At 62.0% G+C, this 13,789-nt stretch carries 11 protein-coding genes; 3 read left to right on the top strand and 8 right to left on the bottom strand.

Going from position 1 to position 13,789, the window contains the following annotated elements:
- Positions 1 to 19: 19 nt before the first annotated feature.
- Positions 20 to 919: a GNAT family N-acetyltransferase gene (locus HFO71_RS19160; protein ID WP_221988283.1), complete on the bottom strand. Its 900-nt coding sequence runs from the start codon at positions 917 to 919 to the stop codon at positions 20 to 22.
- Positions 919 to 1,389, bottom strand: coding sequence for a dUTP diphosphatase (gene dut, locus HFO71_RS19155; RefSeq protein WP_077977330.1), 471 nt, complete (start codon positions 1,387 to 1,389; stop codon positions 919 to 921). Before dut ends, HFO71_RS19160 begins: the two co-directional genes overlap by 1 nt.
- A gap of 91 nt (positions 1,390 to 1,480) precedes the next feature.
- Here dut and HFO71_RS19150 point away from each other — a divergent pair, with 91 nt between their 5' ends.
- Positions 1,481 to 3,064, top strand: a complete 1,584-nt coding sequence (locus HFO71_RS19150; RefSeq protein WP_221959005.1) for a peptide chain release factor 3 — start codon at positions 1,481 to 1,483, stop codon at positions 3,062 to 3,064.
- A 114-nt stretch (positions 3,065 to 3,178) separates the two neighbouring features.
- On the opposite strand, the gene HFO71_RS19145 is transcribed toward HFO71_RS19150, so the two are convergent.
- The 4 genes from HFO71_RS19145 to HFO71_RS19130 all read right to left on the bottom strand — a co-directional run bounded on the left by HFO71_RS19145 (position 3,179) and on the right by HFO71_RS19130 (position 11,474).
- On the bottom strand, positions 3,179 to 4,513 hold the full coding sequence (locus tag HFO71_RS19145; RefSeq protein ID WP_221988282.1) for an HlyD family type I secretion periplasmic adaptor subunit: 1,335 nt from the start codon (positions 4,511 to 4,513) through the stop codon (positions 3,179 to 3,181).
- 20 nt (positions 4,514 to 4,533) lie between these two features.
- Entirely contained in the window at positions 4,534 to 6,258 is a 1,725-nt protein-coding gene (locus HFO71_RS19140) for a type I secretion system permease/ATPase (protein ID WP_221988281.1), read from the bottom strand.
- An 80-nt stretch (positions 6,259 to 6,338) separates the two neighbouring features.
- Complete coding sequence (locus HFO71_RS19135) at positions 6,339 to 9,884, bottom strand: DUF5801 repeats-in-toxin domain-containing protein (protein ID WP_221988279.1); 3,546 nt, start codon at positions 9,882 to 9,884, stop codon at positions 6,339 to 6,341.
- A gap of 699 nt (positions 9,885 to 10,583) precedes the next feature.
- Entirely contained in the window at positions 10,584 to 11,474 is an 891-nt protein-coding gene (locus HFO71_RS19130) for a LysR substrate-binding domain-containing protein (protein ID WP_221949574.1), read from the bottom strand.
- Positions 11,475 to 11,588: 114 nt separating this feature from the next.
- Here HFO71_RS19130 and HFO71_RS19125 point away from each other — a divergent pair, with 114 nt between their 5' ends.
- Positions 11,589 to 12,296 (top strand): glutathione S-transferase family protein, encoded by a 708-nt coding sequence (locus tag HFO71_RS19125; protein WP_221988277.1) that lies wholly within the window; start codon positions 11,589 to 11,591, stop codon positions 12,294 to 12,296.
- A 45-nt stretch (positions 12,297 to 12,341) separates the two neighbouring features.
- On the opposite strand, the gene HFO71_RS19120 is transcribed toward HFO71_RS19125, so the two are convergent.
- Positions 12,342 to 12,728 (bottom strand): RidA family protein, encoded by a 387-nt coding sequence (locus HFO71_RS19120; protein WP_221988276.1) that lies wholly within the window; start codon positions 12,726 to 12,728, stop codon positions 12,342 to 12,344.
- A 27-nt stretch (positions 12,729 to 12,755) separates the two neighbouring features.
- On the opposite strand from HFO71_RS19120, the gene HFO71_RS19115 reads away from it, so the two are divergent.
- Positions 12,756 to 13,337, top strand: coding sequence for an Lrp/AsnC family transcriptional regulator (locus HFO71_RS19115; RefSeq protein ID WP_025396821.1), 582 nt, complete (start codon positions 12,756 to 12,758; stop codon positions 13,335 to 13,337).
- Between the two features lie 26 nt (positions 13,338 to 13,363).
- Here the strand turns inward: HFO71_RS19115 and HFO71_RS19110 are convergent, their stop codons facing one another.
- Positions 13,364 to 13,765, bottom strand: coding sequence for a GFA family protein (locus HFO71_RS19110; protein ID WP_221978750.1), 402 nt, complete (start codon positions 13,763 to 13,765; stop codon positions 13,364 to 13,366).
- Positions 13,766 to 13,789 lie beyond the last annotated feature (24 nt).

The raw sequence follows: 13,789 nt of genomic DNA, 5'->3' as shown, positions 1-13,789 counted from the left end.
GTTCATCAACCGAACTGCTCTAGAATTCCGCCATCGGCGACAGCATTGCCGGAAAATCCGGGGTGGTATCGCCGAGCCCGCGCAGCATCAGCCTCGTGCCGCTTTGCAACGATTGTGGAACGCCCTCCCAGCCGAGCTTGTCGGGACGGAAAAGCACCTCGACGGAGGCGGGGGCGATCTGCAGTCCGGCGAGGATCGCTGCAAGCGGCGGGATATCAGCCGCCACGATATCGAGAAGGCTGAAGCGGCCCGCCTCATCGATCTTCCAGGCGATCACCGCCTGTTTGTCTTCGAGGAAGCTGATGCGGATATCGGGATCGAGCTGGGTGTTGATCAGAAACATCGCCGCATTGACTGTGACCGCCAGCGAGGTCGAAACCGGGCTTCTTGCCTTCAGCAGCGATTGCAGTAAGGCAAGGTCATCCGCGTTTGTTGGCAATAGCGGCCGGGCGAGTGCGGCGGAAGCTGAGGGGGCAGGTGCTGCTCCCTCGTATCGGTGCAGCGGTATCGCGCGGAAACCGTAGGGCTCGTAGAGCGACGGCTTGTCGGTATAGAGGATGATGGCTTCAAAGCCCTGCTTCTCGCACCAGTCGAGCGCTTTCACCGTGACGTCTCCATAGAGCCCGCGGCCGCGCCATGGCGGCCGGACAGCACCAGATTGCAGCCCGGCGGCATGGACGATCCTGCCATTGAGGACGAAGGGCAGCGCGAAAGCTGAGATATTGGCCGCAAGTTCGCCTTCGGCATCAAACCAGCCGAAGGGCATGCTGGTGGGATCAGGGCCGCCCAGCTGTTGCAGCGGCCCGACATCGATGCCGAAAATATCCTTGAGCAGGCAGACCAGTGCCGCCCAGCCGGCGGGATCGCCGAAATAGTCCTGCCGGAAGATCAGGCCGGCACTGTCGAGGCGCTCTGTCATCAGGCGCCGGTGGAGCCGAAGCCGCCTGCGCCGCGCACCGTTTCGCTGGCCGCGGTGATCTCGGCCACTTGCGCCTGGGTGACCGGCGCGATCACCATCTGGGCGATGCGCATGCCGCGCGAAATGACGAAGGGCTCCTCGCCGAGATTGATGAGCAGCACCTTCACCTCGCCGCGATAATCGCTGTCGACGGTGCCCGGTGAATTCAGGCAGGTGATGCCGTTTTTGAAGGCGAGGCCGGAGCGCGGCCGCACCTGTCCCTCGAAACCTTCGGGGATCTCGAAGATGAAGCCGGTCGGCACCAGCGTCCGCTTGCCGGGCAGAAGCGTCAGCGGCGCTGCCTCGTCGACGGCGGCACGCAGGTCCATACCGGCAGCTCCCTTGCTTTCATAGGCGGGCAGATCTAGGCCCTCGCCATTGGCTAAGCGGATCAGGTTCAGCGTCGGGCGCGTATCGTGATGAATGGTCATGGCCCATTACTTTGCGCCCGAGGGCCCGAGGTCAATTGCATTGCCGGGCTTTAATCGCTAGATACGCGGCAATTCCACAGGATTTACAAGCATGGCCGAAAGTCTCGCCGAGGCGGTCTCCCGCCGCCGCACATTCGCTATTATCGCCCACCCGGACGCGGGTAAGACGACGCTCACCGAAAAGCTCCTGCTGTTCGGCGGCGCCATTCAGCTTGCCGGCGAAGTCAAGGCGAAGAAGGATCGCATGCAGACGCGCTCCGACTGGATGAAGATCGAGCGCGAACGCGGCATCTCCGTCGTCACCTCGGTGATGACCTTCGAATATAACGATAATGTCTTCAACATCCTCGATACGCCGGGACACGAGGACTTCGCCGACGATACCTATCGCACGCTGACGGCGGTCGATGCCGCCGTCATGGTCATCGATGCCGCCAAGGGTATCGAGCCGCGCACGCTGAAGCTGTTCGAAGTCTGCCGCATGCGCGATATCCCGATCATCACCTTCATCAACAAGATGGACCGCGAAAGCCGCGATCCCTTCGAGATCCTCGACGAGGTGGAAGAGAAGCTGGCGCTGGATACGGCGCCGATCACCTGGCCGATCGGCCGCTCCAAGACCTTTTGCGGCTCCTACAATATCGCCGCCAACACGGTGCGCGGTTCGGATACCGAAATCGAGGGAACGCCGGTCAATGGCCCGCAAAGCGTCGCCGGCAGGCTGCCGGAAAACGAGCGCCAGGTCTTCGTCGAGGAGACCGAGCTGGCGATCGAGGCCTGCCGTCCGTTCGACCGTCAGGCCTTCCTGGAAGGCCATATGACACCTGTCTTTTTCGGCTCGGCGCTGCGCAATTACGGCGTTCGCGACCTCATCAACGCTCTCGGCGATTTTGCGCCGCCGCCGCGTGACCAGATCGCCGATACCAGGACCGTGCATGCGACCGACGACAAGATGACGGCCTTCGTCTTCAAGATCCAGGCGAACATGGACCCCAACCACCGCGACCGCATCGCCTTTGCCCGCATCTGCTCCGGCAAGCTCGAGCGCGGCATGAAGGCAAGGCTTGCCCGCACCGGCAAGCAGCTCGGCCTGACGGCGCCGCAATTCTTCTTCGCCTCGCAGCGCCAACTCGCCGACACGGCCTATGCCGGCGACGTCGTCGGCATTCCGAACCACGGAACGCTCCGGATCGGCGATACGCTGACCGAAGGTGAATCGCTGGTCTTCCAGGGTGTGCCGAACTTCTCGCCGGAGATCCTGCGCCGCGTGCGTCTGGAAGACGCCATGAAGGCGAAGAAGCTCAAGGAAGCCCTGCAGCAGATGGCCGAAGAAGGCGTCGTCCAGCTGTTTTCGCCGGAAGACGGCTCGCCGGCGATCGTCGGCGTCGTCGGCGCCCTGCAGCTCGACGTCTTGAAGGAGCGGCTGATGGCCGAATACGGCCTGCCGGTGTCCTTCGAAATGTCGCGTTTCTCGGTCTGCCGCTGGATCTCGGCCGATCAGCCGGCCGATCTCGAAAAATTCCTCACCGTTAAACGCGGCGATATCGCCCGCGATCTCGACGGTGATCCGGTCTTCCTCGCCCAGGACGGTTTCTCGCTGCGTTACGAGTCAGAGCGCCATCCGGCGATCAAGATGGTCGCCATCAAGGAATATCACGCCGCCAAGGCGGCGTGATAATTAAGCCCCGAATGCTGTGGTGAGGCTCGCTGGTAAGCGGTCGCTGCGGCATTGACATTTGCGCGTCATCGAGCCCAGTCAGGCAGCGAAAAAGCCGTTGGGGGCCTGCGGCTATTTTTCCCGCATCGCTCGGCGGAAGTTCTGGGCGATCGGCTCAGCCAGATATGAAAGCACGGTGCGAGCACCCGTCCGGATCATCGTTTCGCTCGACATGCCGGGCATCAGCTTGCGGCCCTCCAGCTTGGCGAATTCGCTCTTGTCGATCACCACGGTCGCGGCGAAATAAGGTGCACCGCTACGCTCCTCCGTCATCCGGTCAGCCGACACGACCTCCACGACGCCGTCGAGCGGCGGGAGGCTGTAGCGGGCGAAGGCCGGGAAACTGACGCGCGCGAGCTGTCCGGGGGCGATCGTTTCGACGTCCTCCGGCCTGACCATGGCCTCGACCACGAGTTGCTGTCCGAGCGGCACGACGGTCATCAGTGTCTCGCCGGGTTTTACGACACCACCCGCCGTGTGGACCTTCAGGTCCATGACGATGCCGTCAACGGGGGCGACGACATTGGTACGGGCAAGCACGTCCTTGGCGGAACGCTCCTCCTGTCTGAGGTCGAACAACTCCGCCTCGACCTTGCTCAACTCTTCGACAGCCTCGTTGAGCCGCACCGTGCCGAGGTTCAAGATCTGCATGTCGATCTCGGCCATGGCGCTTTTGGCGCGAGCGATGGCCGCAACGTTGGTGGCGCGCTCCCCCTCGATCTCCCGCTGTTGCCGTCTGAGCATCAGGTTCCGCTCGCGCGTGACCAGCCCACGCTTGATCAGGCTTTCAAGGTCTTTGGTTTCGCCCTCGAGTGCTTCGATCTGCTTGTCCTCGGTGACGATAAGCCCCTCCAGTCCCGTTATCTCTTCCTCGGTCTGGTGACGGCGCTGGCTGAGAATTTCCCGCTCGTCCTTCAGGTTGTCGTGCTTCGCGGCGAACACGTCACGCTGTGAGGCCACCGCGTCCTTTGCGGCTTTGTCGCGGTTTGCGAGCAATGCCGGATCAAACTCGATCTCGGCCTTGCCGTCACGCTCAGCCCTGAGACGAGCGGCAAGCGACTCACGCGTTGCTATCCGGTTCTGGATCAGGTCAAGCCTCGCCTTTGCCGGTGTGTTGTCGAGCTGGATGAGGACTTTGCCCGCCTTGACGATATCACCGTTGGCGGCGTGCAGCTCTGCGATGATGCCGCCCTCGAGGTGCTGGATGAGCTTGCGGTCGCCGGCAACCTTGATCACGCCCGGTGCCACGGCGGCGCTATCCAATGGTGCAAGCGTCGCCCAGCCCCCCGCCATGCCGAAGAACAGGAACATGATCGCGAAGCCGGTGAACGTCACGCCGGTGAGACGCAGGGGGACCGGTGCGGCGGGCGGCGAAACGGGTAGCGGAACGACCTTCATATCCTGCATGTCGGTTTTCTTTTCCTGGCTTATTTCGCCACTATGGTCGGCATCTGGCTAACCTTGCGGGCGCGCGCGGCGAGCTCATTGAAGACATAGTCGCGTGGACCGAAGAGGTCCTGTTGGCCCCGGTTGAGGATCAATATCTTGTCAACCGTCTCCATGATGTTCGGTCGGTGCGCGATCAGGATGACAGTCGTGCCTGTCGCCTTGACCGTGCTGAGCGCTGCGATCAATGCCTCCTCACCCTCGCGGTCGAGGTTGGAATTGGGCTCGTCCAGGATAATGAGGGCCGGGTCGCCGTAGAGTGCTCGCGCCAACCCGATGCGTTGGCGCTGTCCGCCTGATAGGACCGCGCCGGATTCGCCGATCTCTGTGAGGTAACCTTTCGGCAGTCCTTTGATCAGTTCGTGAACTCCCGCCAGCTGTGCGGCCTTAACCACCTTGTCGAAGACCACTGGGCTGAGCTTTGCGAAGCGGCAGATGTTTTCGGAGACGGTACCGGCGAAGAGCTCGATGTCTTGCGGCAGGTAACCGACATAATGGCCACGATCTTCCGCCGCCCATTGGGCAACGTCCATGCCATCAAGCAACGCGCGCCCTCCAGATGGACGCCAGGCACCGGCCAGTATTCGCGCCAGACTCGTCTTGCCGGCCGCGCTCTGGCCGATCAGCGCCATCGATTCACCCGGCTCGAGGTGGAAGTCGATCCCTTTCAGGATAGGCTCGCCGCCCTGTCGGGCAAGCACAATATTGTCGGCCTCAAACTTACCTTTCGGTCGTGGGAGTGGCAGAACCGGTGTGGCCTCCGGGTGCTGGCCGGCGACTGCGGCGAGACGCTTGTAAGCGGCACGCGCGCCGACCGTCGCCTTCCACGTGCCGATCGCCTGTTCGACAGGCGACAACGCGCGACCCATGAGGATGGAGGCGGCGACCATGATGCCGGGTGAAGCCTCGTTGCGCAGGACGAGATAGGCCCCAAGGCCGAGTATCCCCATCTGCAGGGCCAGCCGGTGACAGCGGGCGATGGCGGAGATGATGCCGCCGCGGTTGGCGGCAAGCACCTGGCCCCTGTTTGCCTCGTCCTGCTGCGTTTTCCAGCCCTCCATCAAGGGCTTCAACATCCCCATCGCCTGGACGACCTCGGCATTGCGGATTGCGGCCTCAGCCTGGACATAGGCGCGCGACTGTGCGCCTGCCGCCTCGATCAATGGCTTGCGGGTCAGCCATTCGTTGAGCAAGGCCAGCGCAAAGAGCACCGCCCCGCCGCAAAGCGCCAACCAGCCCAGCCACGGATGCATGAAGAATATGGCGGCGAAAAACAGCGGCGCCCAAGGCGCGTCAAGGATCGGGAAGATGCTTGGGCTGGTGAAGAAATTTCGGACTTGATCGAGGTCGCGCAGCGGACGGGCGTTGACCTGGCCGGGCGCTGAGGCGGCATATTCCACCGATGCCGTCAGCAGAACCGGTGCCAGACGCGCGTTCATCCACGATCCGACGGTTGCCAGAAGGCGGCCGCGCACCACCTCCAGCCCCGCCATAGCCGCAAGTGCGCCCGCCGCCATCAGCGACAGCATTGCCAACGTCTCCAGACTGTGGCTGGACAAGACGCGGTGGTAGACCTGCAGCATGTAAAGTGCCCCGGTCAGCATCAGCACATTGATGCCGCCGCTGAACCAGATAAGCGGTCGGATCGCCCGCCTGGCTTCTTTCATCACCACCTGAAGCGCCGGGGGCGGCTGTTTGGTTTTCATCTTTCCAGCTCTGGTACTCGAGATGACACGTCATGCAATGGCAGAACGGGGGCAGCTTTCGCTGCCCCGCTGGTCGTATGTCAGGCGACGTCAACAAGGATGTGCTGCATCGCTGTCTGATCGCCATCGGCGTCCTCCACCTGGAAGGCGAAGTCGAGGTTGGCGTTCGGCGTCTCGGTCACGGTCGAGGTGAAACCGATGTCGGTGATCTTCAGCACGTCATTATCGGTGGCGTCGAAGTTTACCAGACCGCCGGTCGCATTGCTGCCGCCATTGGCGCCGGTCGCCTTCACCAGGTCGATCGCCGTATTGTTGCCGGTGATTCCGTTGCCGGACTGCATGATCTGCGCCCCCTGCAGTACGTAGTCTTCGCCGGCGGCGTTGTAGTCGTTCTGCTCGACGATCACGAGGCCGTCATTTTGGTCGAGCGTGAACTCGCTGCTGTAGGCGGTCGGCACCTGGCCTGTCTTGTAGATGTCATCATTCGACACGTACATGGCCCGGGTGATGGTCGTGTTGTCGTCCGCGGTGCCGGCGATATTGTCGGCGCCGTTCTTGTCGATCAGGTTGAGGATCAGCATCAGGTCCTCGCTGTTGCCGATGCCGTCGAACTTGATGGCCATCGTGCCGGCGGTCGCCGTCGGGGTCGTGGCCTCGTTGGCAATGCCGACATTGCTGTTGAAGAACCGCAGCGTCAGCAGTTCGTCTTTCTGGATCGTATCGCCGGCGACACCGTTGGTGCTCTGTGTCGCAGACACCCACGTTGGATTGTTGTTGCTGACCATCTCGTGACCACCGATGGTGAAGGTGGAGTCGGCGGATGACCCCTGCCCATTGTTCGTCAAGCTGAACGGGTTGCCTCTGTTGATCGCGTTGCCCGTGAATTGCACGTAGAAGTCTTCATCGTCAGGTGTGTTCGCGTCATCCGCCTGCAACCGTTCCAGCACGATCTGCGGGTGGCCGGTATTGCCGGTGGGCTCCTTGGACAAGAGCTGGCTGGTGTGGAGAACGTCGAAGCTGAAGCCTTCGAGCGGGTCGGTGAGGTTGACCGTATAGGTATCGCCGGCCTTGTCGATGACGAGGGTGCCGCCCGCCGTGCCCGCCTGGACGCCGGCTGCCGGATCCTTGTCATAGGTGAAGGTGAAGTTGAACGTCGCAGAGGTGAGGCTCTCTGACGCCAGCGTCACATTCGAGGTGACGAGATTGCCGCCGCCACCGCCGGTAATCGTGCCGGTCAGTCCGATCTGGACACTGGCCGTCCCGCCATCCTGGTCGATAAAGTCGGATCCGCCACCGGTATAGAAAGCCGCCGCGTGGACATCCGCCCCGATATTGTAGCCGAAGGCGCCGCTGGCCGAGGCGTTGAGCACGTTGGCCAGGGTTTCGTGTTGGATGCCTGCGAGAGCCGGGTTGCCGTCAAACGGCACTGTGATCGTCGGCCCGTCATCCTTGAAGTAGAGGCTCTGGCCGATAGAGCTGGTGGAGGTTGCCTGATCGCCGTCGCCGTCGGTGATGGTCGCGGTCAGCGTGACGAGGTCGGCGGCCGCCAGGGTCCTGCTGTCATCTGGGTTGGTTGCGTCGGCATGGACGACCGCCCGCGCCTGGTCGAGGGTGATGACGCCGGCAGCGCTGACGCTGACGGTGAAGACGACCGGACCGCCGGCTCCGGCGCGGCCGACGACATTGCCGCCTTCGAGGAAGAGCAGCACGGACTCGCCGGTTTCGGTGTCGGTGAGGCCGCTGACATTGGTGATCTGGTTGATGCCGAGCGCATAGGTGATTCCGTTGCCAACGCCATCGGCCCCGGGGAAGGCGACGAAGGCGGCCCCGAGGGCGCTGACATTGGTCGTCAGGTCGGTCTCGTCGACGATCAGTGGAAGCGGGCCGCCTTTAATCCCGATTATCGGCGCGTCATCCTCGAAGTTGAAATTCTGAGCGATATTGTGGGTGGCTGCGGCGTGATCGCCGTCGCCGTCGGTGATGGTCGCGGTCAGGGTGACGAGGTCGGCGGCGGCCAGAGTGATGCTGTCGTCCGGGTTGGTTGCGTCGGCATGGACCACGGCCCGCGCCTGGTCGAGGCTGACGAGGCCGGCAGCGCTGACGCTGACGGTGAAGACGACCGGGCCGCCGGCTCCGGCGCGGCCGACGACATTGCCGCCTTCGACGAAGAGCAGCACGGACTGGCCGGTTGCGGTGTCGGTGAGGCCGCTGACATTGGTGATCTGGCTGATGCCGAGCGCATAGGTGATGGCGCCGCCGTCGGCCCCTGCATTCGAGGTGAAGAAGGTCGCGAAGTCTCCGCTGGCATCGGTGGTCAGGTTGGTCTCGTCGACCGTCAGTACCGGCGGGGTGCCGGTTGCCGTGATCGTCGGCCCGTCGTCGTCGAAGTTGATGAAGGAGCCAACCTCTTCGTTGTAGGCGTTGCTCACCTCACCACCATAATGCACCTCTTTGACATCGAAAAAGTCTTTCTCGGTGTCGATATTCCTGATGGTGAAGCGATCGAATGTTCCGCCAACTCCGCCTGCGGTCGTGAAGTCGATCGTCACGCCCTCGCCGACATCCTCGAGGATCAGTCCGGTGCCGGCCAGATTGACCGTGATGCCGAGCTCAGCGGCTGTTTTTGTCACGCCGTTCAGCTTGAACGTCACGCCGGTGATATTGATCTCGGCATCGTTGTCGTCAGTGGGGAAGTCAGCGCCTTCAACATTGTCGTCATTATTATAGGCGTGGATCTCGATGTCGGCGACGGTGCTGGTCGGCGTCGACTGCGAGATCGAGAAGCCGGCGGTGGAGACGTTCTCGAGGTGGGTGCCGTAGTCGGGCGCGGTTGGCGTGTTGGTGAAATCCTTGCCGGCGCTCTGGGTGCCGCCGGTGATTAGGTCAATCTGGAGCTCGCGGCCGAAGCGCACGTCTTGCGATGCGACACCCAGGCCTTGGGTGCTGACGTTGACTTCCGCCTGCACGCCATTGTCGTGAGCTGTGACGAGGATCTTCTGGGGGCTGGCTGCGTCGGCGTCGAGAATATACCAGTTGTTATGTCCGGACGGTGCGTCGCCAAGCTGGCTGAAATTGACCACCGAGGTTCCACTGACCGACGCGAACACCTTGTTCGTCAGATCGATGCGGTCGTCGGCATTGGTCGCATCCGTATGGAACAACGGCACGTACTGGACCGTGTACAGGTCCGCAGCGGCGCCACTGCCGATCAGCGCCAGCGAGAAGGCGAGCGGCCCGGTTTCAACGGGCTCGGTGAGCGGGTTAGAGGTACCGATGACGCCGATCACCACGTTTGGACGTGTCGGATCTTGGAACAGCCAGACGTAATCGCCGTCAACGGTGCGAATGCCGCTGTTGACGCCGACCGTGGTGGAAAACGGAGTCCCGGAGGCGCTCTGGGTGAGAACGACCGAGGTGATGGTTTCCCCGGCGCTCGCCGAGGCCACGACGAAATTGCTCTGGTAGGCGACCTCCGGTGAGGTCAGCCCGCCGGTAACGTCAAGACCTAACAAATATTGCAGCGTGGTATTGGCGTTGTGCGGCGGTGTGGCAGGGTTGATATCGTCGTCGGTCAGACCGGTGGTCTCGTCGATGATGATGTCCTGGGTCGTGATGTCGAGTGCCATGGAGTTTCTCCCTCGGTTTCAATCGCATTGAGAGAAGGGACCAAGTCCGGATGCCGGAATGCACCCGCTTAGTCTACCTCCTTGCGCATTGATTTTAAGGCGCTCAATGACGACTATTGATTCGCCGATCGAGAGCGCTGGTCCATTCTCAGTTGGAAGGTATTAGGACTAAAGTCCGTAACTACGCTAAGACTAAAGTCCATACGCATAGCTGAATAATAACAACTCTGAAGTTAATTACGCAAATGCGCAAGACAGAGTTGGTAAAATTCAGAAAAGGCCGTTGAATACTATATCGACCTATCGCGTCCGTGACGCGAATCTCTCCCCAACTCTATCTATACTGCAAATTAACCTAATATGCACTTAGCCAGTTTGAGCTACAGACCGAAGCTGTATCAAACTACATTGGACCCTTCTATTTGTTCGTAGAGGAATACATCGCATTTCATGTTTTACTGAGTGCTGGTGGGAGACCCGGGGGCGGGGCGGATAGTCGAACAAACGAGGCGATGGTTGGGATAGGAAGAGGCGAAAGTGGGATTTGAAGCACGAGCGAGCGACGACTTGCAGTCTCGCCGGAAGACGCCTCGCCGGCGATCGTTGGTGCCCTGCAGCTCGAAGTGCGGCTGATGGCCGAATACGGCCTGTCTCCTTCGAAATGTCGCGTTTCTCCGTCTGCTGCTCATGGGCGGAGCGTTATCCGCCAAACCGCTCCGCCAGGAAGTCGACGACGGCGCGCACTGCCGGCAGCTGGCCGCGCCGGTGCGGCATCAGGATCGTCGTTTCGATGCTGCCGGCCGTCCATTCCGGCAGCACCCTCACCAGCCGCCCGTCGGCCAGCGCCTTGCGGCAGACGGATGCCGGCAGGCAGGTAATGCCGAGCCCCGAGATGGCCATTTCCATCAAGACATAGGGCTCATCCGCCGCCATGACCGAATGCAGCGTGACAAGAGCCTCGTCGCCACCCGAATAGAGCCGCCACTGGTCCTCCGTCAGGCTGGTCATGATCGTCGCATGCTGTGCCAGCTCCTCCGGCCGGCGCGGTTGGCCATGGGCACTCACATAATCCGGCGAGGCGAGGATGAAGAAGGGGTGACTGGCGAGCTTCCTCTGCACGAGCGCCGAATCCGGCAGTGGCCCGCGGTGGCTGCGCAGCGCGATGTCGAACCCTTCCTGGACGATATCGACGAAACGGTCCGTCACATGCACGGAGAGCCTGAGCTTCGGATAGCGCACAGCCAGCGCCGGCAGATGCTCCGTCAAGGTAAACTGCGCCGTCGGCACCGAGGCGGTCAGGCGAACGCTGCCGGCGGGTTCGGCCAGATGCCGCCGCACGATGCCCTCGGCCATCTCCGCCTCGATGATCGAGGCCTGGGCATGCTGAAAGAATTCCCGGCCGAGCTCGGTCAGCGCGAAGCTTCGCGACGTGCGCTGGATCAGCCGCACGCCAAGCCGTGCCTCCAGTTCTGCAACCCGCTTGCTCACCGTCGATTTCGGAATGCCGAGATGTCTTGCGGCGGCGGTAAAGCTGCCGCTGTCGACGGCCTGCACGAAAAGATGGAGGTCATTGAGGTTGAAAAGCGCCATCGTCAGCTTCCAGATATGTGGACATTGCGATGCATTTATAGCCTCTACCGCAAGATCGTCCACATCCTCACATTGATCGTGTCCAAACGGGTTCAATTCTGAAAGGAACGATTGATGTCACCCATATTGTTTTACGGCGTGCCGGAAGGCTGCTCCTTCGGCTCGATCGTCGCGCTGGAATGGTCCGGCCTGCCATATCGGCTCTGCCGCGTCGAGATGCCGGAAATAGTCTCCAGCGAAGACTATAAGCGGATCAACATGGTCGGCGAAACGCCGTCGCTGCTGCTCGAAGATGGCAGGACGATCAGTGAAAGCATGGCGATCTTGCACCATATCGGCGCCCGCACGATCGGTAACGGTCTGGGCTTTGCGCCGGGCTCAGCGGATTTCGATCGGCTGAACCAGATGCTCGCCTTTCTCAATACCACCTTCTTCCAGGCCTTCGGCCCGCTCTGGTATGCGATCGAGCATCCGCTGGAGCCGCAGCAGAAGCAGGCACTCACGGCCTATGGCACCGCCGCGGTCGAAAAGGCGCATCATACGCTGGAGCGTCTGCTCGATGGCCGCGAATGGCTTCTCGGCAATGGCCCGAGCCTGGCGGACGCCTATTTCGTCGGCATCGCCCGTTGGAACGATTTCCACAAGGTCGTCGACCGCCGGCAGTTTCCCGGCCTGCATCGCCTCTATGAGCGCATGCAGCAGGAGCCGGCCGTGCGTTTTGCCCATGCGATCGAGCATCGGCAGGAGGCGAAGAGCAGCGGCGGTTTCCGCGGCGAGGTCGATCTGGCCGAGGCGCTCGGCCTGTTGAAACAGGCGGCCTGATTGCCGCAGCCGTCGCACCTTTGCGGTGCGACGGCCAATCTGCCGTCAGCCGGCGGCGATGATCTCGATCTCAACGAGCCAGTCGTCGCGCAGCGTTTCGACGATGATCGCCGTGGTCGGCACGGCGCGGCCGCCAAGCGCCCGAAGACGGGCATTCTGGTTCGCTTCCATAAAGGCGCCTTTGCGCAGATAGCTCGTCAGCCGCACGATATGGTCGACCGTCATATCAGCGGAGGTGAGGATGGCGCGCAGATTGGACCAGATGAGGTCCAGCTGTCCTTCCAGATCGGCCGCCGCCATTCCCTGTTGATCGAGACCCATCGTACCGCTGACGAAGAGCAGCCGGGACGTTTGCCTGACCTCCAGCGCATGGATGTAATCAGGGCTGGCTGCATAGATCCCGTTTGCCGGATTGTGCGCGATCATCTCCATGAAATTTCTCCCATTCCGAATATTTTGTTGAATAACGCGAGTATCGGCGATTATTCTTCGGCAGAAAGGGGAGTTTGCGGAATGGTCAAAAATACAGAGGATCTTCGGCACGGACGCGGGCTGCAGGCTGGCATCGATGCATTCGACCGAAGAATATTAGCCGCGCTCGCCGCCGACAGCAGCCAAAGCTATGCCAGGCTTGGCGAAACGGTTGGTCTGTCGGCGCCGGCCGTGCATGAGCGTGTGCGCCGCTTAAGACAATCCGGCGCCATCAAGGGCGTGCATGCCGCACTCGATGGCGCGGCCCTCGGCAAACCGCTGCTTGCCTTCGTGCATGTGGAGGCGGCCGGCTGGGGCAAGAGCGAACGGCTGATGCAGGTCCTGCAGTTTCCCGAGGTCGAGGAGATGCATTCGGTCGCCGGCGACGCCAGCATTCTCTTCAAGGTCCGCACCGCCAGCCCGCAGGCATTGGAAGCTTTTCTCGCCCAGATCCACGCCGTTCCCGGTGTCACCGGCACCCGCAGCTATATTGCGCTTTCCACCTATCTGGAGCGTCCGGTACAGGCCGGCGTCACCGATAGCTGGCCGGACATGCCTCTGCCGGAATAGAGGCGGGATGTTAAGCCGCGGCCAGCCTAATCCTCACCCTCGAAGCGCGGAAGCGTTTCGATATTCTCCACCCCGGGCAAGGCTGAGCGGCACCATATCTGTTTCTTCGGCACCAGTTCCTGCCGCTGGTCGATGCTGCCGACGCGGATGCCGAACCCGCCGCCGTCGCCGTCCGTGCGGTAGAGCGGCGATCCGCAATTCGGGCAGAAGAATTGCCGGCTGAGGCCACCGCTGTCGCCATATTTTGCGTAGCCTCTCGGCTCGCCTGAAGTGAGCGTGAAACGTCCCGGCCTCGCAGGCGCGGTGATGCGATAGGCCGAGCCCGTCAACCGCTGGCAATCGGTGCAATGGCAGATCGACACCCGCTCCGGGTCGATCTCCGCCTGATAGCGGATCGCGCCGCAGTGGCATCCTCCGGTAATATGCATCGGCAAGTCCCCAAAGCATGTTGC

It is taken from the genome of Rhizobium laguerreae (genome assembly GCF_019778565.1).
In the GTDB taxonomy this organism is placed as follows: Bacteria; Pseudomonadota; Alphaproteobacteria; order Rhizobiales; family Rhizobiaceae; genus Rhizobium; species Rhizobium laguerreae.
This window is presented reverse-complemented; position numbering and strand designations above follow the sequence as displayed.

Bases quoted from the DNA above. Each gene is read 5' to 3' on its own strand.
- HFO71_RS19140 (WP_221988281.1), bottom strand. From the start codon at position 6,258: ATGAAAACCAAACAGCCGCCCCCGGCGCTTCAGGTGGTGATGAAAGAA.
- HFO71_RS19110 (WP_221978750.1), bottom strand. From the start codon at position 13,765: ATGCATATTACCGGAGGATGCCACTGCGGCGCGATCCGCTATCAGGCG.
- HFO71_RS19145 (WP_221988282.1), bottom strand. From the start codon at position 4,513: ATGCAGGATATGAAGGTCGTTCCGCTACCCGTTTCGCCGCCCGCCGCA.
- HFO71_RS19130 (WP_221949574.1), bottom strand. From the start codon at position 11,474: ATGGCGCTTTTCAACCTCAATGACCTCCATCTTTTCGTGCAGGCCGTC.
- HFO71_RS19125 (WP_221988277.1), top strand. From the start codon at position 11,589: ATGTCACCCATATTGTTTTACGGCGTGCCGGAAGGCTGCTCCTTCGGC.
- HFO71_RS19160 (WP_221988283.1), bottom strand. From the start codon at position 919: ATGACAGAGCGCCTCGACAGTGCCGGCCTGATCTTCCGGCAGGACTAT.
- HFO71_RS19120 (WP_221988276.1), bottom strand. From the start codon at position 12,728: ATGGAGATGATCGCGCACAATCCGGCAAACGGGATCTATGCAGCCAGC.
- HFO71_RS19150 (WP_221959005.1), top strand. From the start codon at position 1,481: ATGGCCGAAAGTCTCGCCGAGGCGGTCTCCCGCCGCCGCACATTCGCT.
- HFO71_RS19135 (WP_221988279.1), bottom strand. From the start codon at position 9,884: ATGGCACTCGACATCACGACCCAGGACATCATCATCGACGAGACCACC.
- dut (WP_077977330.1), bottom strand. From the start codon at position 1,389: ATGACCATTCATCACGATACGCGCCCGACGCTGAACCTGATCCGCTTA.